Below are 24,573 nucleotides of genomic sequence, written 5' to 3'. Positions count from 1 at the left end.
TGCTCTTGAAGAACCCATTACCCAAAAGCCGTTTTCACGCGGCTTTTGGGTAATTCGTTCAAAAAAACGGCAAATGGGAGACGGTAAATACCGTCTCCCAAAAGACGTTCAAGATTACTTGACGTCGGCCTTTGCGCCAGCGTCTTCAAGCTTCTTCTTGATGTCAGCGGCTTCAGCCTTGTTAACGCCTTCCTTGACAGCCTTCGGAGCGGCTTCGACAAGGTCCTTGGCTTCCTTGAGGCCCAGGCCGGTGATGGCGCGGACTTCCTTGATGACGTTGATCTTGTTGGCGCCGGCATCCGTGAGGATGACGTCGAACTCGGTCTTTTCTTCTTCAACGACAGCAGCAGCACCTGCACCGCCAGCAGCGGCAGCAACAGCTACCGGAGCAGCAGCGGAAACGCCCCACTTTTCTTCGAGAAGCTTCGACAGCTCAGCGGCTTCCAGGACGGTCAGCGAGGAGAGGTCGTCAACGATCTTTGCGAGATCAGCCATTTTACTAGTTCCTTTTGTTCGGTTCGAACCGGTTGATTATAAACAGCGAAAAACCGCCTTAAGCGGCTTCGTCCTTCTTGGCGTAGGCCGCAAACACGCGGGCAAGCTGGCTTGCCGGTGCTGCAACAACCCCAGCGATGCGGGTAGCCGGCGTCTGGATCATGCCCAGCAGCTTCGCACGCAGCTCATCGAGCGAAGGCAGGGTCGCAAGCGACTTGACAGCTTCAGCATTGAGCGTGGTTGTTCCCATGGCGCCGCCGAGGACAACGATCTTGTCGTTGGTCTTGGCGAAATCCATGACGACCTTCGGAGCGGTGATCGGATCATTGCTGTAAGCAATGAGGGTCTGACCTTTGAAGAGATCGGCGATCCCTTCCGCTTCCGTACCCTGAAGGGCAATTTTGGCCAGGCGGTTCTTCGCGACTTTGATGGTGCCGCCAGCAGCGCGCATCTTCGAACGAAAATCGTTCATCTGTGCGACTGTAGCACCAGCATAGTGGGCCACGACAACCGAGCCGGATGCCTTGAAGACATCGTTCAGTTCCGTGACGAATTCGCGTTTTTCCGCTCTTTCCACTGCCTATCTCCAGTTGATGGGACCGCTTGAACGGACCCACCGGGTTGCCTTTGCCTCCTGGGATCAGAAGCGATCCCAAGCGACGCTTGAGGATCCTGTCCCCTCGCGCTCCGCGCCAATTAAGGCAAAGGAGGCACAAGGCATCCAAGGCTCGAACCGATTTCCTAGAAGCAGAACTTCATGCAATTCGGGTCTTACCCGTCTCATGCAGGCAACAGTGATTAAGGGAAAACCACCTGCAATCTCGGACAGGATTCCGGATTTCTCCGGAATATTCCGGCCTCTTGCGAGGCCGGAATTCTTTACAATCGGGCCGAAGCCCGATGAAACTTAAGCAGCAGTAACCGCTGCGGTGACCGAGCCGACTTCGATCTTGACGCCCGGACCCATGGTCGAGGAGAGGGCTACGCGCTTGACGTAGTTGCCCTTGGCGCCAGCCGGCTTTGCCTTGATGACGGCGTCAGCGAAGGCACGGATGTTTTCTTCCAGAGCCTTGGCATCGAAGGATGCCTTGCCGATGCCGGCGTGAACGATACCAGCCTTCTCGACGCGGAACTCGACAGCGCCGCCCTTGGAAGCCTTGACGGCACCAGCGACATCCATCGTAACCGTGCCGACCTTCGGGTTCGGCATCATGCCACGCGGGCCGAGAACCTTACCGAGGCGGCCGACGAGCGGCATCATATCCGGGGTGGCGATGCAGCGATCGAAGTCGATCTTGCCGCCCTGAACGATTTCAACGAGCTCTTCCGCGCCAACGATATCTGCGCCGGCAGCCTTGGCTTCATCAGCCTTGACGCCACGAGCGAAAACAGCAACGCGAACCGTACGGCCGGTGCCGTTCGGCAGGTTGACAACGCCGCGGACCATCTGGTCTGCGTGACGCGGGTCGACGCCGAGGTTCATCGAAACTTCGATGGTTTCATCGAACTTTGCGACAGCACGTTCCTTGACCATGCCGATGGCGGTCGTCAGAGCGTAGAGCTTGGTCGGATCAACACCTTCGTTGATCTTCTGAGTGCGCTTGCCTGCCATGGTCTTAACCCACCACTTCCAGGCCCATGGCGCGGGCAGAGCCCTCGATCATCGCCATTGCACCTTCGATATCCGCTGCGTTCAGATCCTTCATCTTGGCTTCGGCGATCGTCTTGATCTGAGCCTTGGTGAGGGTACCGGCCTTTGCGCCCTTGCCCGGGGTCTTGGAACCGGACTGGATCTTCGCTTCCTTCTTCAGCCAGTAGCTGACCGGAGGCTGCTTCATGGCGAAGGTGAAGGACTTGTCCTGGTAATAGGTGATGACGACCGGGATCGGCATACCCTTTTCCATTTCCTGCGTAGCCGCGTTGAACGACTTGCAGAATTCCATGATGTTAATGCCACGCTGACCAAGCGCCGGGCCGATCGGCGGGGACGGGTTTGCCGATCCTGCCTTGACCTGCAGCTTGAGCTGGCCTGCAACTTTCTTAGCCATATATCTCTCTGCCTTTCACTGATGACCGGTTTCCCGGCCCTTGATGCCGGATCACTCCGGCGGCTGCGGTTGCGTGGTGCGGATCGTTAGGACCTGGCTTAAGACCCCTCACCTTCCACGCGATGCGGCTTTCGCCGCCCGAAGAACGGTCACAAGTGACCGAGCCTCGATCTCGAAAATCAGACCTTCTCGACCTGAGCGTATTCCAGCTCGACCGGCGTAGCGCGACCAAAGATCGACACTTCCACTTTCAGGCGCGAACGCTCTTCGTCCACATCCTGAACCGTGCCGTTAAACGAAGCGAACGGACCATCGGAAACGCGAACCTGCTCGCCGATTTCAAAGGTAACGGAAGCCTTCGGCCGCTCGACACCTTCCTGAACCTGACCGAGAATGCGCTCAGCCTCAGAATCCGGAATCGGAACGGGCTTATTGTCCGAGCCAAGGAAGCCCGTGACCTTCGGCGTATTCTTGATCAGGTGATAGGCCTCATCCGTCAGGTTCGCACGAACCATGACATAGCCCGGGAAGAACTTGCGCTCGGAATCGACCTTGCGGCCGCGGCGCACTTCCACCACCTTTTCGGTCGGCACGAGGATCTTCTCGAACAGGTGCTCAAGCCCCTTCTGGCGAGCCTTGTTCTCGATGTCCTCAGCCACCTTCTTTTCAAAATTAGAATATGCGTGGACGATGTACCAACGTGCCGCCATTTTCATCTCCACTCGTATCAGTTGCCGGTATTGAGCACAAAGCTCAGGGCCCAGCCAATGAGCTGGTCGGCGGCAAAGAAAAACAGCGCAGCAAAAACAACCATAAACAGCACCATGACCGTCGAGATCATTGTCTCGCGGCGCGACGGCCAAGTAACTTTAGACGTCTCCGTGCGGACCTGCTGCAGAAACGCGAATGGATTGGATTTGGATGCCATCGACTGCCCACGCAATTACGGCGCGTAAAGCTGAAACTATCAGCCCCACGCACCGCGTGTCTGTTGAACCCTAAATAAACATCGATTTCCGAATACACAAGAGGGAAACCGATGTTTAACGAAATTTGTCGCCATATGCCCAATCCTCGCCGGAACGCTGCGTTCACGTCCGCGCTGTCCGTTCAAGGAAAAATGGCAGGGGCAGTAAGGCTCGAACTTACGACCTGCGGTTTTGGAGACCGCCGCTCTACCAACTGAGCTATACCCCTTTACGCTTTGCATTCAGCCTGTTGACCTTGAGATCATCAGCCGGTGAAAGCATGGCGCTCCCTTTAAAACGGCGGCTCGGGATATGCAAGAGCGATTTTTGATTTTCAGAACCATTCTCCGCAGGCGACCGGAAGAAGTGGCCGACAGCAACGTATCTGGCGGCCGGACGCGAAATTGAATGCGCCCGACCCCGCAAGAGTTTTCTGACCGGAATCTCAGACTTTTACATATTTGCGCCAGTCGTGCTCTTCCTTAAAGCCGAGCACCTCGCGAATCTTCCGGTTGGAAAGCAGGCCCTCATATTCGCCGATCTCACGGGTGAAGGGCACATTCGGGAAGAATCGTTTGGCGAGCTCTCTCGACGGGGTATTGGCCGAAACCGTGTCGTTGGCGGCATTAAAGACCTGGAAGCCCAATCCGTCCTTCTCAATGCAGCGATGGACGATTTGGCCGAGGTCGCGCGCGTCAATATAACTCCAGGCGATGCGCTTGCGCATTTCCGGATTGGCGAAATAGGTCGGAAATTTCTCGTATTCATGCGGCTCGATGACGTTGCCGATGCGCAGCGCGTAAATATCGAAGCCTGAGCGCTCGGCAAAAGCGCGCGCCGTCTTCTCGTTCAGGACCTTCGAGAGGCCGTAGGAATCCATCGGATTGACATCATAGTCCTCATCCAGCGGGAACTGGTGGAAGTCGCGATGGCCTTCGGCGAAACAGACGCCATAGGTCGTCTCGCTCGACGCGACGATGACCTTCCGGATACCGAGCTTCACTGCAGCCTCGATGACATTATAGGTGCCCATCGTGTTGATGCGGAAGGTCTCGTTGTCCGGCTTGATCAGGATACGCGGCACCGCCGCAAAATGCACAACGGCGTCGAAAGGCTGTACGCCCTTGCCCGCTTCCAGATCCGGAAAGTCCCGGTGCATGGAAAGCACGTTGAACATCTGGCCGCTGTCGGTGATGTCGGCGATGAGATTGGTGACTTTAGGGCTTTCGAGTGGCACGAGATCGACATTGTGCACATCATAGCCAGCATTGATGAGCCACGGCACGGCATGGCGTCCCGCCTTGCCCGAACCGCCAGTGAAGAGAATGCGCTTTTTCATGGAAAATCCTCCGCGTCATGAAATCGGAGGCATAGATAAACTCTTCCGCGCGAAGAGCAAGCGAGCGTCTCACGGGCAGGTTCAAACCCACCTCGGCCAGGAGCTTCCTCCCGGAAGCACCTGCGCTGTTACTTTTACGGCCCGCCGGAATATCCGGCGATCCAGTCATGCTATCATTTAACGACGCTTACTTCGTCTATCTGCACGCCAGCTGCCTGAACAACTTCCTGCGGAATTGCAGCGATGAAAAACATCGTGAAAACATACATCGCGAAAATCGTCGCAACGAATGTAGCTTTGTGAATCATCCTACTCTCCTCTCTATAATGAGGAGTCTGGACTAAAAATGCCGGAACGCAAAACGCTTTCTGAACGCTAGATGAACAAAATACTGTTATGGGGCATCTTAACGATATTTTTACAACATCTCAGGAACGCCTGAGGATGCTGGAAAACGAAAAAACCCCGCAGTCTCCAGCGGGGTTTTTCCTAAAATCGGGGATAATTCCGATTATTCGATGATCGAAGCAACGATGCCTGCACCGACGGTGCGGCCGCCTTCGCGGATAGCGAAGCGAAGCTTTTCTTCCATCGCGATCGGAACGATCAGCTCGACGTCAACGGTCACGTTGTCGCCAGGCATAACCATTTCCGTGCCTTCCGGAAGCGTCACGATGCCGGTCACGTCCGTCGTGCGGAAGTAGAACTGCGGACGGTAGTTCGTGAAGAACGGCGTATGACGGCCGCCTTCTTCCTTCGTCAGGATGTAGGCTTCTGCCTTGAACTTCTTGTGCGGCTTGACAGAGCCCGGCTTGCACAGGATCTGGCCACGCTCGACGCCGTCACGGTTCACACCGCGAACCAGAGCGCCGATGTTGTCGCCAGCCTGGCCCTGATCGAGCAGCTTGCGGAACATTTCAACGCCGGTCACCGTCGTCTTCGAGGTCGGACGAATGCCGACGATTTCGACTTCTTCGCCAACCTTGACGATACCACGCTCGACGCGGCCGGTCACAACCGTACCACGGCCGGAGATCGAGAACACGTCTTCGATCGGCATCAGGAACGGCTGGTCGATCGGACGCTCAGGCGTCGGGATGTAGGCGTCAACTGCAGCCATCAGCTCGCGGATCGCGTCTTCACCGATCTTCTTGTCAGAATCTTCAAGAGCAGCAAGCGCCGAACCCTTGACGACCGGAATGTCGTCGCCCGGGAAGTCGTAGGACGACAGAAGTTCGCGCACTTCCAGTTCGACGAGCTCGAGAAGCTCGGCGTCGTCAACCTGGTCGACCTTGTTGAGGAACACGACGATTGCCGGAACGCCAACCTGGCGGGCGAGCAGGATGTGCTCGCGCGTCTGCGGCATCGGGCCGTCAGCGGCAGAGCAGACCAGGATCGCGCCGTCCATCTGCGCGGCACCCGTGATCATGTTCTTGACATAGTCAGCGTGGCCGGGGCAGTCGACGTGCGCGTAGTGGCGGGCCGGCGTTTCATACTCGACGTGAGCCGTCGAAATGGTGATGCCGCGTGCCTTTTCTTCCGGAGCAGCGTCGATCTGGTCATACGCCTTGAACTCACCGAAATACTTCGTGATCGCTGCCGTCAGAGACGTCTTGCCGTGGTCAACGTGGCCGATCGTGCCAATGTTGACGTGCGGCTTGTTGCGCTCAAACTTACTCTTTGCCATTTGAATGCTTCCTGTGGACGTAAATGGGTGACCCCGGCGAACCGGTTTAGTGCCGCCGTTTAAGGCTTTCGGCGAAATTGCGCAAGACTTAATTGCAGACGCCATTCTTGGCGTGTCAGCGCATATGGGAGATAATTCGCAACCCGCAAGACGATTCGTCGGCACCTGCCCCAAAACACCTGAAATCTAAGGTAAAATCGAGAGAAAGCCCGCTTCTGGCCTTGTTGATGCCAGCAGCGACTGCAATTTCTGCAGTCGTGACCCGGGTGCCGCGCGATCTCATCGGCGCGACGCCTGCCGACAAGATTATATTACATTTTACTAATTGATTTCACCGAACGGGAAAACTTGCATGATATCCCTCTAATATTCGGAGGGACACCCAATGCAATCGGAGAGCTATACCAACCACTATTCGGCATTCATGGAAGACCATCGTGAATTCGGCTATCCGCGCGAAGACGATGCAGGCACGGGCGTCAAAAAGAACACGGGCCAGTCTTCGGTCTTCATCGCCGGCATCGCCATAGGGGTGCTCGGCTACTGGATCATTGGCAATTTCATGAATCTCGTATTCGAGTTCTGAAAGCGGGCGTGATTCGTCGAGAACGGCAAGGAAGATGGAGCGGGTAGCGGGAATCGAACCCGCGTATTCAGCTTGGAAGGCTGCTGCTCTACCATTGAGCTATACCCGCGGGGTTGGTCCGATCCAATGACGAATGGTGGAGAGAGTTGGATTTGAACCAACGTAGGCTGAGCCAACGGATTTACAGTCCGTCCCCTTTAACCACTCGGGCATCTCTCCAGTTTTTCGTCCGGATCTTGAAGACCAAGTTCGTCAGACTTTGAAGCGTTGCCGCCCCGTCGTCTGCGCCGCGTATATGACCGGACGATTTCAGTCTGTCAACACGATGACAATGGAAAAGACAGGAAAAATTTCATCGCCTGTTGAAAGCCGGCGTATGAAAGAAGGCCTATGCGGCAACAGGCGCCATCGTTATAAAGCCGCATGAGCAAAGATAAGAAATCCGGCGACAAGCCCGCTATCGACAAGTCCGCAAAGGACACGCATTACGCAACCTTGCGACGCGCGCATCGCGACGGCAAGCGCGAACGCGGTGAGATTCCAACACCGGCACCACAGAAGCGCAAGCGTGGCGGAGACGACTGGAAACCGCCGGCGCTCGCCCCCGATCAGGTCTTCCTCTACGGTCTTCATACCGTTCGTGCCGCGCTTGAAAATCCTGAGCGCAAAAACATCAAGCTATCGGTGACACAGAACGCGCTTGCTCGATTGGAGATCGATCCTGATACGATCGGCATTCCCGTCGACATGGTCTCGCCGCAGGATATCGACAAGGTGCTCGGCCCCGAAGCGATCCATCAGGGCGTGATGCTGGAAACACGCCCCCTGCCCGTCCGGCGCCTGGAAGCACTGAAGGACAGCCCATTGCTTCTCCTGCTCGACCAGGTAACCGATCCGCACAATGTCGGCGCCATCATGCGATCGGCCGTCGCCTTCAATGCAGGCGCCGTTATCACCACCCAGAGACATAGCCCGACTGAATCGGGCGTGCTTGCCAAATCGGCTTCCGGCGCGCTGGAACTGATACCTTATATACAGATCACCAATCTCTCGGATGCGCTCGGCGAATTGCACAAGCTCGGCTTCTTCACGATCGGGCTTGATTCGGAAGGACCGGCGCCGCTGGAAGGCACGTTCTCAGGTGGTCGAATCGCGCTGGTGCTCGGCTCCGAAGGCAAGGGCCTGCGGCAGAAGACCCGCGAAACCGTCAGCGCGCTCGCCCGGCTCGATATGCCCGGCGCCATCAAATCGCTGAACGTATCGAATGCCGCGGCGATTGCCCTTTATGCAGCGGGACTGCACCTGAAGGCATAGGCCACAGTCGGCAGATCACTGTTGATATGTCGCAGAGAGAGGGAATGATGGTCGCCATTGCGGTTGAACACCCTCTTCCCTGGTCCATATTCCGCCTTGGAAAGAGCTTGCCGGTCACTATCATCGGCAGTGCATTCATCTTTGGGGCGCCGGCAAAAGGGAATCCGCACTATGGCAATTCGACCGCTGATCTTCGGCGTTCTTTTCATTGCGGTCCTCGTCATGGTCATTTTGAGCATCACGTGGGTGGACAGGTCTCACCCGATCCGCCAGCCGGATCCCCTGGCACCGTCGACGACGCCATCAAATCCACCTCCATCTGTGCAATAACCGATCCGGAACCCGCAACGTCGCCGGGCGTTTAATCCCACCAGACAAATAGGGATCTAGATGTTCATGCGCCTGATGATTGCCGTCGTTGCCGTTATGATTGCTTCGGTCCTCAGCATCGCGATGATGTCTCCGTCCGGTGCCGGACAGACCGGCAGCGGTACGAAGATCGCATCGAGCATGAACGAGCCGGCACGGAAGTGACTGCAAATCGCCTCATCGGATGAGGCGCAGAACACCATTCTCGATATTGCTAAGCAGTTTTGATTGCCCGGCATCATCGTCGCCGATGCCGCTCTGATTTACGACGCCGTGCAATGCGTTAAACAGGAATATGGCGGTGAATGCCGGCTCCTTCAGTGACCAAGCTCCCTCACGGCTTCCTGCTGCAAGCAATTGCTGGAGACTATAGATCAGGATGTTGCTCGTCAGGCCCTCGCGGCTTGGAGGCGGAGAAGCAGCAAAAACGAGATTGTGCAGGCGCGCGGCTTTTAGATATCCCATGGCGCAGGCTTTTGCCCAGGCCGTCAACTTGCCGTCCCAGTCGCCAGTCTCCTGCTTACCCACTTCTTCCACGATGCCGTTCAGAAGCTTCTGAACGAAGCGGGTCCGCAATGCTTCGATAACATCCGCCTTCGAAGAGAAATGAAGGTAAAAGGCACCCTTCGAGACGGCGGCACCTCGGGTGATCTCCTCGATCGTCGTATGCTCCACCCCCTTGTCGAGAAAGAGGCGTTCGGCCGCGACCATGAGGTCGTCCCGCCTTTCCTCGGCTGGTTTGGTTCTTGGCCTGCCGGCCATGCGTGATGTCATCGGAAAGTCCGTCAATGCCCGCGACGCTGAGGCTCCGCCCGGTGCAGGTAGCCCGCGAATACGTCGCGCATAGCAGTGTTTTCAATGTCGGGCAAAAGACGACCGACCTCCCCGCGGTGATAACCGCTGTGGGTGATGACATGGGCCAGCATCTCCTCCCGCGACATGCGGCCCTGCCCACCATCGGTGAAAGTGAAGTCAATCGTCTCTTCGAGCTCCTCGGGCGCCACCTGCACCATATAATCCAGATACCACCTGTCGGTTTTCCTAATCGCGGAAGCAAGATCTCCAAAAGCTGGCGGCTCGCTGGTCCAACTCGCCGTATAACCATGCGGCTCCTTCCGCAGGTTGGCAGCGAAAATCCGATCGACGATTTGAGCGTGATTGAGAACACGAAAAGCGGACTGGAGGTTTTCCGATAGCCCGCTTTCGGGAAAAGCAGCAAGCGCGGTCAGAAGTTCCTCATCAGCGCTGGCCTTATATCGAAAGAGAGAGGTCAGGAGTGTTTTTGCGGACATGGCGAACTCCATCGCGGCGATTGATGAACTGATCTTTAAATTATTGACTGGTGGTCAGTCAATAAAATTGTCAAATGCGCCGAATAACGATCAAGCAAAAATCCCGTCGCAAGTTCGAAAACTTGCAACGGGATTTTGCTAAAGCATGCCGCGTAAAACTGTGCAGCGGTTTTGCGATAACGACCTGCGTGAAGACAAAGACCTAAAGTGTGGAAAGCGAATCTGAAAGATCGCGGCATGCTTCAGGATCGGAAAATGCGTGGCTCGGTCAGCTATCAGCTCCGGTAGAGCCAATAGGGTCCATCGTGGTGGCGACGCCAATAATGACGCTCGCGCCAACGCTCTTCCCGCCACGGGCTCCAGCGGCGTTCATAGCCCCAGGCCGGACGCCAGTAGCGACGTTCACGCCACTCGCGACGCTCGCGCCAGTCACGGCGATCACCCCAATCGCGGTCGCCCCGGTCACGGTCGCCCCAATCTCGATCACCCCAATCCCGATCAGCGCCGCGGACCTGGATCACATCGCTCTGTTGCGAGGCTGCCGGACGGTCGAGAGGGATGGCCGCAGCCGGAGCTACGGCGGAAAACAAAGTACCGGCCGAAAGGGCGGCTGCTAGGAGAAAACTGGAGATCCTCATGGCTCACTTCCTCGTTTCTGATGAAGCGAGAATGACCTGATGCTCCTGAATTGCCGCTGAATCGACCCTTCAGTCTCTGTTCATGTAATGCAATGGCTTGGGAAAACTGGTGCCCCCGGCAGGGTTCGAACCCGCGACCCCCTGATTACAAATCAGGTGCTCTACCAACTGAGCTACAAGGGCAATGGCTGCGAAGTAGCAGATTCTGATCTTTTGTAAAGAAAATTTGCCCATTCCGGCAGCTCGGTAAAGCTATCCACAGCCGGTTGTCGATCAACGCTATGGTTGGGAAAGCCCGCTGGGGGCCATGTGGACATGTTCATCACCGGAATCACCGGCCGATCTATCAGGGCGATAAGATCATCCGAACTTCGCCCGCAACGCAAAACGTCTTGTCGTATAGGCCCTTTATCCTTTAGCTAGAGCAGCATAACAAAGGGCATTGCATGGGCCGGTCATTTCAGACGCTTTCTTTTATCGCCTCGCCGACCACGGAAGCACTCGCCGCGCGAGATGAACTGATTCGCCTTTACGGCGATGTGCCCGCAAACGAGGCCGATGTCATCGTCGCGCTCGGCGGCGACGGCTTCATGCTTCAGACACTGCACAGTACCATGAACAGCGGCAAGCTTGTCTACGGCATGAATTGCGGCTCGGTCGGCTTTCTGATGAACGATTACAAGACTACCGACCTGCATGACCGTATCTGTACCGCCGTTGAGAATGCCTTTCATCCGCTGAAGATGACGACATCCAATGCCGACGGCAGCAGTTCCTCGGCGCTTGCGATCAACGAGGTCTATCTTTTCCGGCAATCCTATCAGGCAGCGAAGCTCAGGGTGGAAATCGACGGACATGTGCGGCTGGAGGAATTGATCTGCGATGGCTTGATGGTGGCAACGCCTGCAGGCTCGACCGCCTACAATCTTTCGGCCCACGGCCCGATCCTTCCGCTTGACGCGCCCCTCCTCGCCATGACGCCGGTCAGCGCCTTCCGGCCTCGGCGCTGGCGCGGAGCGCTGCTTCCCAACCGGGTGACGGTGGACATCCATATATTGGAAGCCGAGAAGCGGCCCGTGAATGCGGTCGCCGACAATACGGAGATCAAATCCATACTGCATGTGCGCATCGCCCAGTCCGAGGACATGACCGCACGCATCCTTTCCGATCCCGACCGCTCTTGGTCGGACCGGATTCTGGCAGAACAATTCGAGGATTGAAATGATGGCGATGCGGCAAGCATTTATGACGGCGCTCCTCGTTTCCGGCTGGGCGATCGCCGCAGAGGCGCAGACCGTTCATGACGATATCCTGCCGGCCTCGATCATCTTCGCGACCAGCACCGGCTATTGGGAAGATGACGGTAATTCGTTGCCGGTCGAGCGTGCCCCGACAACCACGCAAAGCGTCAGCGCCCAAAATGTGAGCGAGGGGGATGCCAAGCAAGAGCAGCGGCATGGCTATTACAAGCTTTTCGCTGTGCGCCAGCCGGACAAGACCTCCAAAGTCTTTCTGCAGCAGATCGCGCAGAGAGACGCTGGCCCCACCATCATCTCGACGGTCGAACTGCAGGAAATCAGCGATCTCAAGCCCTATGTCACCGACATCCGGCCCGAAAATTCGAGCGGCCTCATCAAGGAACCGGGCCTTTTCGCCACGGTCTATCTGAAGACCGATCCAGCCGCCGAATCCGATGGCTGGACGGTGCTGATTGACGAGTTTGGGGACATTACTGTGGAGAAAGCGACCAACTGAGCGCCGCAGGCTATTCATCGGGACTAAGCATGAAACTCGGCTTTCGCGAAGGCGTCCTCCACGACGAGACGCGGCCGGACTGGGATGAGACCGGGCCAAGACCTGTCCGCTGGTCGCTCTGGTATCCGGCAACCGAGGGATCGATCGAAACCGAAATCCCGGGACGAAGCTGGTTCCGAAGGGCCGCGGTCGCCCGTGATGCGCCCGTTCAGCCGGCGACGAAGCCCTACCCGCTGGTCCTGCTGTCGCATGGTACCGGTGGCTCGGCTGCAGGGCTGGAATGGCTCGCCCGCCGCCTGGTCAATCGTGGATTTATCGCGCTCGGCGTCGACCACCACGGCAATACCGGCGGCGAAGCCTATCGCGCCGAGGGCTTTGCCTGCCTTTGGGAGCGTGCGCCCGATCTGAGCCTCGTGCTCGATCGCCGAAAAGACTGGCAGGGTGATCTTGCCGGGCATGTCGATACAAGGAGCGCGTTCGCCGCCGGCTTTTCAGCAGGAGCCCATACGGTGATGCTGCTTCTCGGCGCGGTCGCGCAATTCTCGCAGTTCGAACAATCCAGATTGAAGCCGGGGGGCCTGCGCGGCCCGAGGGAGTTTCCTGACCTCGCCGATCATATTCCGTCGCTGCTTCGCACGAGCACGGCATTTCGCGATTCATGGTCGCGGATGTCGCAATCCTATCGCGACGACAGGATCAAGGCCGCGCTGGTCTGCGCGCCGGGTCGATCTATCCGCGGCTTCAGCGAAGAGAGCCTGAGAGCCATCAATAAGCCTGCCCTCATTCTGGTCGGTGATGCCGACAACACGGCCCCGGTCGAAGAATGTTCGTCATGGCTGCATGCGCGGCTTGATCGAAGCACCTTCAAGATACTCCAGGGCGGCCTTGGGCATTATGTCTTCCTGCCCGAGGGCACGGCATTGGGGTTTTCCTTTGCAGAGCAACTCTTCACCGATCCGGCTGGCGTGGAACGTGCTGATGTCCACGAGGAGATCGCCGAACTATCGGGTTTGTTCTTTCGCGGAACAGGCATTCCAGTGGACATCTGAAAAAGAAAGAGCCCCGTTTCCGGGGCTTTCTATCTCAGGTCCGTCTTCGCCCACTCAGTCGACGTCGTCAACAACAGCATCGGCTGCGCCGCTGATGCGGTGAGCAAGTGCTGCTTCCATGAACTCGTTCAGGTCGCCGTCGAGCACGTCATCCGGAGCCGTGCTCGCAACGCCGGTGCGCAGGTCCTTGACGAGCTGGTAGGGCTGCAGAACGTAGGAGCGGATCTGGTGGCCCCAGCCGATATCCGTCTTGGAAGCGGCTTCGGCGTTGGCGGCGTCCTCGCGTTTCTTCAGCTCCGCTTCGTACATGCGGGCGCGCAGCATGTCCCAGGCCTTGGCGCGATTCTTGTGCTGCGAACGCTCCTGCTGGCACTGCACGACGATGCCTGTCGGGATATGCGTGATGCGCACGGCCGAGTCTGTCGTGTTGACGTGCTGGCCGCCGGCGCCCGACGAACGGTAGGTGTCGATACGGCAATCGCTTTCGTTGATCTCGATCTGTATCGAGTCATCAACGACGGGATAGACCCAAATCGACGAGAAGGACGTGTGGCGGCGCGCATTGCTGTCGTAGGGCGAGATACGCACCAGGCGGTGCACGCCCGATTCGGTCTTCAGCCAGCCATAGGCGTTGTGGCCCTTGACGAGAAGCGTTGCGGACTTGATGCCGGCTTCTTCACCGTCATGCACTTCCAAAAGCTCGACCTTGAAGCGCTGACGCTCGGCCCAGCGAGTGTACATGCGCAGAAGCATGTTCGCCCAGTCCTGGCTTTCCGTGCCGCCGGCGCCGGAATGGACTTCCAGATAGGTGTCGTTGCCATCGGCCTCGCCTGACAGCATAGCTTCGACCTGTCGGCGGGCTGCCTCGGCCTGCAGGCTTTTCAGCGCGGCCTCAGCTTCCTTGACGATGCTTTCGTCGCCTTCTTCTTCCCCGAGATCGATGAGCTCGACATTGTCAGACAGCTGCTGTTCCAGCGCCTTGACGCCATTGATGCCGTCATCGAGCTGCTGGCGCTCGCGCATCAGCTTCTGGGCTTCCTGCGCATCGTTCCAGAGGTTGGGGTCCTCTGCCTTGTTATTCAACCAGTCCAGTCGTCTTACCGCCTGGTCCCAGTCAAAGATGCCTCCTCAGCAGGGTGATAGCCTGCTTGGTTTCATCGACTATGTTCTGGATTTCCGCTCGCATTTTCCTGCTTCTTTGCTTCGGTATTCTGTGAGTGCTGGTGACATAGAGACGCCCGCCGCGGATGTAAAGAGCCGTGGCGGGCGCAAAGGAAATCGGTCTCGATCAGAACAGGCCGGGCGTGTTGGTCTGGACCGCCTGGTTTGCCTGCGGCGACGTGCGCAGGATTTCTTCCGGCGCCATCGTGCCGTCCATGCCGATGACAGAGAAGCTGTCAGCCGGGCCGGTGCCCGGCTTGAAGGCTTCGATGATGGTGCCCGGCTCGCCGTCGACAGCAGCCATGCCGGTCTTGCGGTTGATCGCGATCATGTTCATGCCGGCCGGGACCACGAACTTGGATTCCGGCATGTCCTTGACGGCCGCCTGCATGAATTCATTGAAGATCGGCGCCGAAAGAACGCCACCCGTGCCGCCGCGGCCAAGCGGAGCCGGCGTATCGAAGCCCAGGTAAAGGCCTGCAACCAGATCCGGCGTGAAGCCGACGAACCAGGCGTCCTTTTCATCGTTGGTCGTACCGGTCTTGCCTGCAACGTCACGGCCGGAGAGATCGACCTTGCCAGCGGCGGTACCGCGCTGGATGACGCCCTGCATCATCGAGGTGATCTGGTAGGAGGTCATCGGATCGAGAACCTGCTCGCGGTTGTCGACGATATTGGGTTCTTCCTGGTTCTGCCAGTCGCCGGCATTGCAGCCTTCGCAGAGACGCTCTTCATGCTTGAAGATCGTCTTGCCGTAACGATCCTGGATGCGGTCGACCAGCGTCGGCTTGATCTGCTTGCCGCCATTGGCGATGACCGAGTAAGCCGAAACCATACGCAGCACCGTCGTTTCGCCCGAGCCGAGCGACATGGCGAGCAGCGGCGGCATCTTGTCGTAGATGCCGAAGCGTTCGGCATATTCGGCAACGATATTCATGCCGAGGTCATTGGCGAGGCGCACCGTCATCAGGTTGCGCGAATTCTCGATGCCGGAGCGCAGCGTCGAGGGGCCACTGACTTCGCCGCCGTAGTTTTCCGGCTTCCAGACCTGACCACCCGAAACGATCTCGATCGGCGCGTCCATGATGACCGAGGCCGGCGTATAGCCGTTGTCCATGGCGGCGGCGTAAACGAAAGGCTTGAAGGAGGAACCTGGCTGGCGCATCGCCTGCGTGGCGCGGTTGAATTCCGACTGGGCATAGGAGAAGCCGCCGACCATGGCGAGAACGCGACCGGTCTTCGGGTCCATGGCAACGAGACCACCCTGTACCTTCGGCGGCTGGCGCAGGCGATAGGAGGTCGAATTGTCGCCGCCGAGGCGCTCAACGTAAACGACATCTCCTGCCGAGACGGCGCCGACCGGCGACTTCGTCGTCTTGCGGTCGCCGGCGGCGGAGCGGAATGCCCACTGCATATCCTTGGCTGCAATCGAACCACGTTCGCGTTCGCCTGCGACTTTGCCGCCTCCATCCTTGGGCGGCTGGAGGCCGATATCGACGGCCTCATTGGACACGGCAAGGACGACCGCAAGGCGCCATTCCGGCACGTCGGAGAGAGCGGGAACTTCGGCGAGCGCCGGTCCCCAGTCGCCAGACGTGCTGATCTGCTTGACCGGTCCGTGGAAACCACGACGCTCGTCGTAATTGGTCAGGCCATCCTGCAGCGCCTTACGCGCAAAGAGCTGCATCTGCGGATCGAGCGAGGTGCGCACCGAAAGGCCGCCTTCATAAAGCGCCTTCTCGCCATACTGATCGATGAGCTGGCGTCGGACAGCCTCGGCGAAATAATCGGAAGCAAAAAGGGACGGTCCGCTGGTGCGGGCGGTGACGCCGAGTGGTTGCTTTTTGGCATCCTCGCCGTCGCTCTGGCTCACATAACCGTTCTCGACCATGCGGTCGATGACCCAGTTGCGGCGTTCAAGCGCGGCATCCGGATGGCGGAAGGGATGGTAGTTGGCCGGCCCCTTCGGCAATGAAGCGAGATAGGCAGATTCGGCGATCGTCAGCTCGGTGACCGACTTGTTGAAATACGTGAGCGAGGCACTGCCAATACCGTAAGAGTTCAGGCCGAAAAAGATCTCGTTGAGATAAAGCTCGAGGATCTTGTCCTTGCTGTAGGCCTGCTCGATGCGGAAGGACAGGATCGCTTCCTTGATCTTGCGGTCAATCGTCTGGTCGGAGGTCAGAAGAAAATTCTTCGCCACCTGCTGGGTGATCGTCGATGCACCGACCGGGCGGCGGCCGGAGCCGAAATTCTGAAGGTTGACGAGGATGGCGCGGCCAAGGCCGGTCAGATCGACGCCGGGATGGTTGTAGAAGTTCTTGTCTTCGGCCGAAAGGAAAGCAGCCTTCACGCGGTCCGGGATAGCCTGGATCGGCAGGAAGAGGCGCTTTTCCTTGGCGTATTCGGCCATGAGCGCACCGTTACCGGCGTGAACGCGGGTGGTAACCGGCGGCGCATAGCTGTTCAGCACCGCATAGTCAGGAAGATCCTTCGCGACATTAGCAAGATAGACGGCAATAACAGCCGCAGCGCCCAGGAACAGGACGCATGCTATCCCGAAGAAATATCCAAGAAGTCTAACCATATTTTCAGCTACCGGTATTTCTAATCATTAGATCGGCGCAGCCGCCACAATCGCACAGATCATGTCTCTTTGCACGTTGCGCGGCTTACTCCATGCGCGTTGGCGCCACAAGCCGATTTCCGTCTTACATGTTCGAAACATATAGACCGGAGTAACGGCGCGAATGTGAGCAAAATAGGGCCCGTCCCGCCACTTTCGCCTTCCCGGTCGGCAAGAGGTCCCGGTTTAGGCGCGAGTGTCACTTCCGGGCAACGCCCAGACTAGCCACCGTTTGCCATCAGGCTCGTGCGGTAACGTTTCACCGCATCGGTCAGGAGATCGGCCATCTTCAACCGCCAGGCATCGTCAAGCAGACGCTTTTCGTCCTCGACATTGGAGAGGAAGCCGAGCTCGAGCAGGATAGACGGGACGTCCGGCGCCTGCAGCACACGGAAGCCCGCGTGACGGTGCGGATTGTTGATCGTGCCGACCTGGTCCTTGAACGAGGCAAGTACGCTTTCGGCGAGCGAGATCGAGAAGGCCTGCGTTTCGCGCCGCGTCAGGTCGAGAAGGATATCGGCGACCTCAGGCGGCTCGGCGACCGTTTCCTTGCCGGCGATCTGGTCCGACAGGTTTTCGCGTTCGGCGAGATCGGCGGCGAGCTTGTCCGAGGCCTTGTCGGAAATCGTGTAGACCGTCGCGCCGCGAATATCTTTCTGCTTCAGCGTATCGGCATGCAGGGAAATGAAGAGGCCCGCATGGTTCTGCCGGGCGATCAGCACACGCTGCGAGAGTGACAGGAATTCGTCATCGTCGCGCGTCAGGAAGGCCTTGATGCCCGGCTCCTTGTTCAGGCGATCGGCCAGCGCCTTGGCGAAGGCGAGCGTCACCAGCTTTTCCTCGGTCTTCGTATCGACGCCGATGGCGCCCGTGTCGATACCGCCGTGGCCGGCATCGACAGCAATGACGAAATCGCCAGGTGCGGTCTTTTCCGGCTGGGGAATGGCACTCGTGGTCTCAGCCGCATCGGCTTGGTCGTTCCAGGACTGGGTCTTCACCAGTTCGGCGAATTTCTGCTTGTCGATCATCTCGGCATCGAGCACCAGCCGGTGGCCATTACCGCTCTCATCCGTCTGCACCTTGGCAAGGGCGAGCTGGACCGGGCGCGCCGCCGTCAACACGATGCGGGCGCTTCCTTCGTCCATGGCGCCATAACGGATGTCCTTGAAGAGGCCCCGCGCCTCAAGATCTTTGGCCGGAAAGCCGAAAGCGGTTGCCGGCAGGTCGACGACGATGCGCTCGGGATTGGCGATGTAATGGACGGAAAAACGAGGCTCACGGTCGAAATCGATGACGATACGGGTTCTGGCGTCGTCGCCGACGATACGCGCTCCGTAAGCCAGCAAGGGATTCTTTGCACCGGCTGCGCTGCCCGGAACCGCGCAAAGCGCTGCGAAGGCGAAAAGCCACGCCGCAAAACCCAGTTTTCGCCCTGCGGACAACTCCACCGCGATCCGAAACCTCTTAAACAATAGCCCGCCACACCCTATTTATTTCTGCGATGGACCCTACATGGCCTCCGCGGTCGCCCGCTAGAGGCGAGCGCACACGCACTGACCCTCGAATCGAGATCGCTCATCCCCGAGAAGTTTATGCGATACGAAATCCATCAATATTATGGCACATTTGGCTTTTCCCTTGCTATTGTGACAGAGAAAACATACAACGAATTTTAGGGTAGAAGTGTTGACGGGATAGAGTCGCCGCGAGGCAGCCAGCCGACCCCCGGATCTGGCGCTACAACCGGTAATCGTCCGCCGTCTAGTGCATTTCCACCCGAGAACTGGATCCTGATTTTCCGGCTTCATGCTGGGATTTCATTGGTGGATCAGCCACCACGCTCTCAGGGAGCAAACTCATCGGACCCGAAACGGGTCTTCGTCATTGTCGATCACGCTTGGTTGTTGATGGTTTCGCAGCAGGTTTTATCTGAAGTGTACAGGCCCCGGAACGAAATGGTTCCGGCTGCGGTCTGGCTGCTGCATTCTCCTTCGCACCAATCGCGACTTTCATTATCCGGCGCGGCCACGGCGGACCGCATTCTTTCTGTGTCAACAGCAGTCGGGAATGCGCTCTCGCGGCCTCGCCGAGGAGCTCAGCTTACATGGCAGACAAAATGCTTATCGATGCGTCTCACGAGGAAGAGACGCGCGTCGTTGTCGTTCGCGGGAACCGCATAGAAGAATTTGACTTCGAGTCGCAGCACAAGAAGCAGATCCGCGGCAACATCTATCTTGCAAAAGTAACGAGGGTCGAGCCCTCGCTGCAGGCCGCTTTCGTCGATTACGGCGGCAACAGGCACGGCTTCCTGGCCTTTGCCGAAATCCATCCCGACTATTACCAGATCCCGCTTGCCGACCGTCAGGCCCTGCTTCGCGCCGAAGCCGAGGAGCATCGCCGCGACGAGGATGTCGAGCATGTCGAGACGGCGCCTCTCGTCGATCTTTCGACACAGGACCAGCCGGATATCGGCATCGTTCCGGTCGAGACTGATGTCGCCCCCGCTGTAGAAGCGGCACCGGCGGAAGAGGTAGTCATCGCTGCAGAGGCTGCCCCAGTTGCCGAGGAAACGCCGGCAAAGAAGCCGCGCGCACGCCGTAGCCGCAAGAAGGTAGTCGAGCCTGTCGCGGAAGAGACCGAAGCATCCGTCGCGGACAACGACGATGAAGGCTCGACCGGCGGCGAAATGGCCGCGATGGTCGAAACCGACTCCATTTCCGAGGACGTTTCCAAGCGCCGTCAGGATGATGACGACGATGACGACGACCACGGCGAAGAGGAAATCATCGAATCCGTTGGCGCCGAAGACGCGATGGAAGAGGTTCCGGACCGCGTGCAGCGCAAGCCGCGCAAGCAGTACCGCATCCAGGAAGTCATCAAGCGCCGCCAGATCCTGCTGGTGCAGGTCGCCAAGGAAGAGCGTGGCAACAAGGGTGCTGCTCTCACCACCTATCTTTCGCTCGCAGGTCGCTACTCGGTTCTGATGCCGAACACGGCGCGCGGTGGCGGTATTTCCCGCAAGATCACCAACCCCCAGGACCGCAAGCGGCTGAAGGAAATCGCCCGCATGCTCGAAGTGCCGCAGGGTATGGGCGTGATCCTGCGTACGGCCGGTGCGAACCGCACCAAGGTCGAGGTCAAGCGCGACTTTGAATATCTGATGCGCCTGTGGGAGAACGTCCGCACGCTGACGCTCGCTTCTACCGCTCCGTGCCTCGTCTACGAGGAAGGCTCGCTCATCAAGCGCTCTATCCGAGATCTCTACAACAAGGATATCAGCGAGATCATCGTTGCCGGCGAAGAAGGCTATCGTGAAGCAAAAGACTTCATGAAGATGCTGATGCCGAGCCACGCCAAGGTGGTTCAGCCCTACCGCGATATCCACCCGATCTTCTCGCGCTCCGGCATCGAAGCGCAGCTCGATCGCATGCTGCAGCCGCAGGTAACGCTGAAGTCCGGCGGCTATCTGATCATGAACCAGACGGAAGCGCTGGTTTCGATCGACGTCAACTCCGGCCGTTCGACCCGCGAACACTCGATCGAGGACACGGCCCTTCAGACGAACCTCGAAGCGGCGGAAGAAATCGCCCGTCAGCTTCGCCTGCGCGACCTTGCCGGCCTGATCGTCATCGACTTCATCGACATGGAAGAAAAGCGCAACAACCGCGCTGTCGAGAAGAAGCTGAAGGAATGCCTGAAGAACGACCGCGCCCGCATCCAGGTCGGCCGCATCTCGCATTTCGGCCTTCTGGAAATGTCGCGCCAGCGCATCCGCGCTTCCGTTCTCGAATCGACGACGCAGGTCTGCTCGCATTGCGGCGGCACCGGCCATGTCCGTTCACAGTCCTCCGTCGCCCTGCATGTGCTGCGCGGCGTCGAGGAATATCTGCTCAAGAACACCACGCACAACATCACCGTGCGCACGACGCCAGATATCGCGCTCTACCTGCTCAACCATAAGCGTCAGACGATCGTCGATTATGAAAGCCGCTTCGGTGTGGCGATCATCATCGATGCGGATGGCTCGGTTGGTGCGCAGCACTTCGCGATCGATCGTGGCGAGCCGGTTGAAAACCCGGTCAAGATCGAAAGTCTCTTCAATTTCGCAGCCATCCCCGATGACGATGACGACGATATCGTCATCGAGCATGACGAGGAGGAAGACGAAGAACTGGAAGAAAAGCCTGTTGCTGCCGAACGCCCGGCTGCTCGCGCAGAGGCTGAAGGCGAAGGTGGACGCAAGCGCAAGCGCCGTCGCCGCCGTCGCGGCCGCAATGGCAATGCCGAGCAGCAGGTTGGTGCCGATACTGTCTCTGACGTGGCTGACGATAGTGATGAGGGCGAGGACGACGGCAGCGAGGGCGATAGTGACGCCAGCGAAGCTCCAGCCGAAACCCACGCCGACGGCGAGGATTCGCAGCGCCGCAAGCGCCGCCGTCGCGGCAAGCGCGGTGGCCGCCGCAACCGCGGTGAAGAAGGTGCTGAAGTCAACGCCGCTTCCGAAGGTGACGAGGGCGACGATAGTGGAGCCGACGAGACGTCCGAGACCGCAGCGGAAGTGATCGAAGTCGTCGCAGCCGAAACGGTTGAAGCTCAGCCGGCAATGGCTGCTGTCGAAGCTGGCGAAAGTGTTGCCGAAGAGGTCAAGCCGGCACGCGGCCGTGGCCGCCGCAAGGCAGCTGCCGCACCCTCGCCGATCGAGGAGCCCGTAATCGAAGCGCCTATCGCTGAGACCGCGGCCCAGGCCGACTCGGAAGTGATGGAAGCGTCTGCGGATCTCGCAACACCGGCGCAGGAAGAGGCAAAGCCGGTTCGCGCCAACCGCGGATCGAACATCTCGTCTTCTGAGCCGACCGTCACCTCGACCCGCACCGAAAGCGCGGAAGCTGAGGGCGAAGGCAAGCCGAAGAAGGCTGGCTGGTGGCAGCGCCGCGGCTTCTTCTGAAAGCTGATTTTCGGCGATAAGTGATATGATCCGGCTGCGGCGACGCGGCCGGATTTTTTTGTGCCGTAGAGTGGCAGAGCCCAGTATCAGCCGGCCAGAAAAAAGTTCAGGATTAGAGTGTTCAGCGAACCAGATGGTGGTTTCCGAAGACGAAACAAGCTGCGGCACAAGACGCGTAGAGCCGCGCGAGGATCAAAAGCGCAGCCCGCCCTGATTTGCCCGCATTGACGCCGAGATGAATGTCGCTGATGGCCGCCTTGCGAGCCTGCGACACCCGCTCATCCGAAAGCGCAATGCAGTCGCCCTGCCCCTGAAGGCGTGGCAGGCGGTTCATGCCATGCTTGTCCGACACGAGAACGGTCTTCTTCGGGACTCAGCACCAGATAGAGGTGGAATAAATGTGACCGATCAGCCTGATATCGCGGTACAGATGGCTCGCATCCTGCCCACTGTCACCAGTCGCAAGCGAGATGGCGTAGACCTCACCGAGATCGTCTTGCCGCGCGTTGCGAAATGGCAGCATTTACGCTGCCGGCGGATAGAGCAGATCGACGATGTAGCTCGCATCGAAGCGGGAATCGAGCATGCCGTAGGTCGAGCGCCAGCCGCCTGCAAGACGGGTCTCGATGAAGGCATCGGCAATGCGCCCTGCCCCGAGCCGGTAAAGCTCGGCGGCGCCGGCAACGAGCGCCAGCTGCTCGACGAGCAAGCGGGCAGCGCCCTCGTCTTGTTCGCAGAGCGCGATCGCGGCGCGCAGCACGTCGATCGTCTTCTTGCCGGCCGGCCCAAGATCGCGCGCAAAGCCTGCAAATACCGTCTCGAACAGATCCTTGCCGCGGTTCAGCACACGCAGCACATCGAGCGCCATGACGTTGCCCGAACCTTCCCAGATCGCATTGACCGGCGCCTCGCGATAGTGGCGGGCGATCGGGCGTTCTTCGATGTAGCCGCTGCCGCCGATGCATTCCATCGCCTCATAGATCAGCGACGGGGCGATCTTGCAGCACCAGTATTTGGCGACCGGCGTCATGACGCGGGCATAGGCGGCATCTTCCGCATTGCCGCGCGCCTTGTCGAAGGCATCGGCCAGGCGGAAGGAAAGAGCCGTGGCGGCTGCCACATCGAGCGCCATGTCGGCGAGCACGCGCGTCATGATCGGCTGGTTGACCAGCATCTTGCCGAAAACGCTGCGGCCGCGGGTGTGGTGCACGGCCTCGGCGAGCGATGCGCGCATGATGCCCGAAGAGGCAAGCGCGCAATCGAGCCGCGTCAGCGTCACCATATCGAGGATGGTGCGGATGCCGGCATCGGGACCGCCGAGCAGGAAACCGAACGTATCGGTGAACTCCACTTCGGAAGAAGCATTGGAGCGGTTGCCGATCTTATCCTTCAAGCGCTGGAACTGCAGGCCATTGGCAGAACCATCCTCGAGCAGACGCGGCACCAGGAAGCAGCCCATGCCGTCCTTGGTCTGTGCCAGCATGATGAAGGCGTCGCTCATCGGCGCGGACATGAACCACTTGTGGCCGGACAGCCGGTAAATGCCTTCGCTGACCTTTTCGGCAGTGGTCTTGTTGGCGCGGACGTCGGTGCCGCCCTGTTTTTCCGTCATGCCCATGCCGATCGTCACGGCCGATTTCTGCATGGCCGGACGATTGGACGAGTCATATTTGCGCGACAGGATCTTCGGCGCCCAGTCCTTCTGCACGGCCGGTGAGGCCGAGAGAGCGGCAACGGACGCGCTTGTCATCGTCAACGGGCAAAGATGGCCGGATTCCAGCTGCGCCGTCAGATAGAAGCGGGCTGCGCGAATATGGTGGGCCTGATCCTTGGCCTCCGTATCGGCCTGCGGATCCCAGACGGAGGAATGCAGGCCGGACGCCATCGAACGGCGCATCAGCGCATGCCAGGCGGGGTGGAATTCGACGATATCAAGACGTTCGCCGCGCGGGCCATGGGTGCGCAGCTGCGGCGTGCCCTGGTTTGCCATGCGCGCCAGTTCCTGCGCTTCCGGCGAGGTGACGAAGCGGCCCATGTTTTCAAGGTCTTCACGGATGGTGCGTGGCAGTGTGGCAGTCAGATCGACGATCAGCGGATCGGATCGGTAGGCGTTGATTCCCGACCAGAGGCTCGGCTGGTTGAGTTCGGCGAGTTTGTCTTCAGTCCGGTTTGCGGAGGTCATAGTTCGCTTCTATTTCATGAGCCCGGCAAAAGGAAACCGGAAGTTCGTGATTCGCAGATTTCTGCTCTAGCGGGATTCGATGGAAAATGCATGGGGAACATGGGATTTGCGTACAGCAC

General features: G+C 58.8%; 26 protein-coding genes and 4 tRNA genes. 8 read left to right on the top strand and 22 right to left on the bottom strand.

Features of this window, described 5'->3' with window-relative positions; genetic code table 11:
* Positions 1 to 114: 114 nt before the first annotated feature.
* From rplL to tuf, 10 genes are all read right to left on the bottom strand, one after another.
* Positions 115 to 495, bottom strand: coding sequence for a 50S ribosomal protein L7/L12 (gene rplL, locus AB8B33_RS06185; RefSeq protein WP_007817117.1), 381 nt, complete (start codon positions 493 to 495; stop codon positions 115 to 117).
* 58 nt (positions 496 to 553) lie between these two features.
* A complete protein-coding gene (rplJ, locus tag AB8B33_RS06180) occupies positions 554 to 1,072 on the bottom strand; it encodes a 50S ribosomal protein L10 (protein WP_007817115.1) in 519 nt (172 codons plus the stop codon).
* A gap of 330 nt (positions 1,073 to 1,402) precedes the next feature.
* Positions 1,403 to 2,107 carry a 50S ribosomal protein L1 gene (gene rplA / locus AB8B33_RS06175; RefSeq protein ID WP_113325481.1) on the bottom strand — a complete coding sequence of 235 codons (705 nt, stop codon included), beginning with the start codon at positions 2,105 to 2,107 and terminating at the stop codon, positions 1,403 to 1,405.
* A 4-nt stretch (positions 2,108 to 2,111) separates the two neighbouring features.
* Positions 2,112 to 2,543 (bottom strand): 50S ribosomal protein L11, encoded by a 432-nt coding sequence (gene rplK / locus AB8B33_RS06170; RefSeq protein ID WP_007817112.1) that lies wholly within the window; start codon positions 2,541 to 2,543, stop codon positions 2,112 to 2,114.
* A 179-nt stretch (positions 2,544 to 2,722) separates the two neighbouring features.
* Entirely contained in the window at positions 2,723 to 3,253 is a 531-nt protein-coding gene (nusG, locus tag AB8B33_RS06165; RefSeq protein ID WP_007817111.1) for a transcription termination/antitermination protein NusG, read from the bottom strand.
* A gap of 17 nt (positions 3,254 to 3,270) precedes the next feature.
* Positions 3,271 to 3,471, bottom strand: coding sequence for a preprotein translocase subunit SecE (gene secE / locus AB8B33_RS06160; protein ID WP_007817110.1), 201 nt, complete (start codon positions 3,469 to 3,471; stop codon positions 3,271 to 3,273).
* Between the two features lie 193 nt (positions 3,472 to 3,664).
* Positions 3,665 to 3,740 (bottom strand) — tRNA-Trp (locus tag AB8B33_RS06155).
* Positions 3,741 to 3,956: 216 nt separating this feature from the next.
* Entirely contained in the window at positions 3,957 to 4,850 is an 894-nt protein-coding gene (locus tag AB8B33_RS06150; RefSeq protein ID WP_439014698.1) for an NAD-dependent epimerase/dehydratase family protein, read from the bottom strand.
* A 173-nt stretch (positions 4,851 to 5,023) separates the two neighbouring features.
* Positions 5,024 to 5,158 (bottom strand): hypothetical protein, encoded by a 135-nt coding sequence (locus tag AB8B33_RS06145; RefSeq protein ID WP_007817108.1) that lies wholly within the window; start codon positions 5,156 to 5,158, stop codon positions 5,024 to 5,026.
* Between the two features lie 203 nt (positions 5,159 to 5,361).
* Positions 5,362 to 6,537 (bottom strand): elongation factor Tu, encoded by a 1,176-nt coding sequence (tuf, locus tag AB8B33_RS06140; RefSeq protein WP_113323818.1) that lies wholly within the window; start codon positions 6,535 to 6,537, stop codon positions 5,362 to 5,364.
* 385 nt (positions 6,538 to 6,922) lie between these two features.
* Between tuf and AB8B33_RS06135 the strand changes: the two genes are divergently transcribed.
* A complete protein-coding gene (locus tag AB8B33_RS06135) occupies positions 6,923 to 7,123 on the top strand; it encodes a hypothetical protein (RefSeq protein ID WP_113324884.1) in 201 nt (66 codons plus the stop codon).
* Between the two features lie 35 nt (positions 7,124 to 7,158).
* Here the strand turns inward: AB8B33_RS06135 and AB8B33_RS06130 are convergent.
* Together AB8B33_RS06130 and AB8B33_RS06125 are read right to left on the bottom strand one after the other, a co-directional pair.
* A tRNA-Gly gene (locus AB8B33_RS06130) sits at positions 7,159 to 7,232 on the bottom strand.
* Positions 7,233 to 7,257: 25 nt separating this feature from the next.
* Positions 7,258 to 7,342, bottom strand: a tRNA-Tyr gene (locus AB8B33_RS06125).
* A 204-nt stretch (positions 7,343 to 7,546) separates the two neighbouring features.
* Between AB8B33_RS06125 and rlmB the strand changes: the two genes are divergently transcribed.
* Genes rlmB through AB8B33_RS06110 form a run of 3 tightly spaced genes read left to right on the top strand, consistent with a single transcriptional unit; the run spans position 7,547 to position 8,971 of the window.
* Positions 7,547 to 8,437, top strand: a complete 891-nt coding sequence (rlmB, locus tag AB8B33_RS06120; protein WP_439014697.1) for a 23S rRNA (guanosine(2251)-2'-O)-methyltransferase RlmB — start codon at positions 7,547 to 7,549, stop codon at positions 8,435 to 8,437.
* A 44-nt stretch (positions 8,438 to 8,481) separates the two neighbouring features.
* Positions 8,482 to 8,802, top strand: coding sequence for a hypothetical protein (locus AB8B33_RS06115; protein WP_439017304.1), 321 nt, complete (start codon positions 8,482 to 8,484; stop codon positions 8,800 to 8,802).
* A 25-nt stretch (positions 8,803 to 8,827) separates the two neighbouring features.
* A complete protein-coding gene (locus tag AB8B33_RS06110; RefSeq protein ID WP_439017303.1) occupies positions 8,828 to 8,971 on the top strand; it encodes a hypothetical protein in 144 nt (47 codons plus the stop codon).
* Positions 8,972 to 8,983: 12 nt separating this feature from the next.
* On the opposite strand, the gene AB8B33_RS06105 is transcribed toward AB8B33_RS06110, so the two are convergent.
* The 4 genes from AB8B33_RS06105 to AB8B33_RS06090 form a co-directional block, all read right to left on the bottom strand.
* Positions 8,984 to 9,580 (bottom strand): TetR/AcrR family transcriptional regulator, encoded by a 597-nt coding sequence (locus tag AB8B33_RS06105; protein WP_439014696.1) that lies wholly within the window; start codon positions 9,578 to 9,580, stop codon positions 8,984 to 8,986.
* Positions 9,581 to 9,591: 11 nt separating this feature from the next.
* Positions 9,592 to 10,098 (bottom strand): DinB family protein, encoded by a 507-nt coding sequence (locus tag AB8B33_RS06100; protein ID WP_439017192.1) that lies wholly within the window; start codon positions 10,096 to 10,098, stop codon positions 9,592 to 9,594.
* A 275-nt stretch (positions 10,099 to 10,373) separates the two neighbouring features.
* The gene (locus AB8B33_RS06095) at positions 10,374 to 10,736 is read right to left on the bottom strand and encodes a hypothetical protein (RefSeq protein ID WP_439014695.1); all 363 of its coding nucleotides are present in this window, start codon (positions 10,734 to 10,736) and stop codon (positions 10,374 to 10,376) included.
* A gap of 107 nt (positions 10,737 to 10,843) precedes the next feature.
* Positions 10,844 to 10,919, bottom strand: a tRNA-Thr gene (locus AB8B33_RS06090).
* 263 nt (positions 10,920 to 11,182) lie between these two features.
* Here AB8B33_RS06090 and AB8B33_RS06085 point away from each other — a divergent pair.
* The 3 genes from AB8B33_RS06085 to AB8B33_RS06075 are packed head-to-tail and all read left to right on the top strand — an operon-like array spanning position 11,183 to position 13,540.
* Positions 11,183 to 11,956, top strand: coding sequence for an NAD kinase (locus tag AB8B33_RS06085; protein ID WP_007823974.1), 774 nt, complete (start codon positions 11,183 to 11,185; stop codon positions 11,954 to 11,956).
* Between the two features lie 4 nt (positions 11,957 to 11,960).
* The gene (locus tag AB8B33_RS06080) at positions 11,961 to 12,491 is read left to right on the top strand and encodes a hypothetical protein (RefSeq protein ID WP_439014694.1); all 531 of its coding nucleotides are present in this window, start codon (positions 11,961 to 11,963) and stop codon (positions 12,489 to 12,491) included.
* A gap of 29 nt (positions 12,492 to 12,520) precedes the next feature.
* Positions 12,521 to 13,540: an alpha/beta hydrolase family protein gene (locus AB8B33_RS06075; RefSeq protein ID WP_439014693.1), complete on the top strand. Its 1,020-nt coding sequence runs from the start codon at positions 12,521 to 12,523 to the stop codon at positions 13,538 to 13,540.
* Positions 13,541 to 13,594: 54 nt separating this feature from the next.
* Here AB8B33_RS06075 and prfB read toward each other — a convergent pair.
* The 3 genes from prfB to AB8B33_RS06060 all read right to left on the bottom strand — a co-directional run bounded on the left by prfB (position 13,595) and on the right by AB8B33_RS06060 (position 18,673).
* A protein-coding gene (gene prfB, locus AB8B33_RS06070; RefSeq protein ID WP_439014692.1) for a peptide chain release factor 2 occupies positions 13,595 to 14,726 on the bottom strand; the annotation gives its coding sequence in 2 pieces (ribosomal slippage) (positions 13,595 to 14,656 and positions 14,658 to 14,726; 1,131 coding nt in all).
* Between the two features lie 102 nt (positions 14,727 to 14,828).
* The gene (locus AB8B33_RS06065; RefSeq protein WP_113324891.1) at positions 14,829 to 17,288 is read right to left on the bottom strand and encodes a penicillin-binding protein 1A; all 2,460 of its coding nucleotides are present in this window, start codon (positions 17,286 to 17,288) and stop codon (positions 14,829 to 14,831) included.
* Positions 17,289 to 17,548: 260 nt separating this feature from the next.
* Positions 17,549 to 18,673 (bottom strand): N-acetylmuramoyl-L-alanine amidase, encoded by a 1,125-nt coding sequence (locus tag AB8B33_RS06060; RefSeq protein ID WP_439014691.1) that lies wholly within the window; start codon positions 18,671 to 18,673, stop codon positions 17,549 to 17,551.
* A 758-nt stretch (positions 18,674 to 19,431) separates the two neighbouring features.
* Between AB8B33_RS06060 and AB8B33_RS06055 the strand changes: the two genes are divergently transcribed.
* Complete coding sequence (locus AB8B33_RS06055; RefSeq protein ID WP_439014690.1) at positions 19,432 to 22,272, top strand: Rne/Rng family ribonuclease; 2,841 nt, start codon at positions 19,432 to 19,434, stop codon at positions 22,270 to 22,272.
* A gap of 121 nt (positions 22,273 to 22,393) precedes the next feature.
* Here the strand turns inward: AB8B33_RS06055 and AB8B33_RS06050 are convergent, their stop codons facing one another.
* From AB8B33_RS06050 to AB8B33_RS06040, 3 genes are read right to left on the bottom strand one after another with little or no spacing between them, the layout of a single operon-like run.
* A complete protein-coding gene (locus AB8B33_RS06050; protein ID WP_439014689.1) occupies positions 22,394 to 22,624 on the bottom strand; it encodes a hypothetical protein in 231 nt (76 codons plus the stop codon).
* A gap of 21 nt (positions 22,625 to 22,645) precedes the next feature.
* A complete protein-coding gene (locus AB8B33_RS06045) occupies positions 22,646 to 22,795 on the bottom strand; it encodes a hypothetical protein (RefSeq protein WP_439014688.1) in 150 nt (49 codons plus the stop codon).
* Positions 22,796 to 24,454 carry an acyl-CoA dehydrogenase family protein gene (locus AB8B33_RS06040; protein ID WP_439014687.1) on the bottom strand — a complete coding sequence of 553 codons (1,659 nt, stop codon included), beginning with the start codon at positions 24,452 to 24,454 and terminating at the stop codon, positions 22,796 to 22,798. It abuts the gene before it with no gap.
* Between the last annotated feature and the right edge of the window lie 119 nt (positions 24,455 to 24,573).

The sequence above is a fragment of the Rhizobium sp. 768_B6_N1_8 genome (genome assembly GCF_051811225.1).
GTDB lineage: Bacteria > Pseudomonadota > Alphaproteobacteria > Rhizobiales > Rhizobiaceae > Rhizobium.
This window is presented reverse-complemented; position numbering and strand designations above follow the sequence as displayed.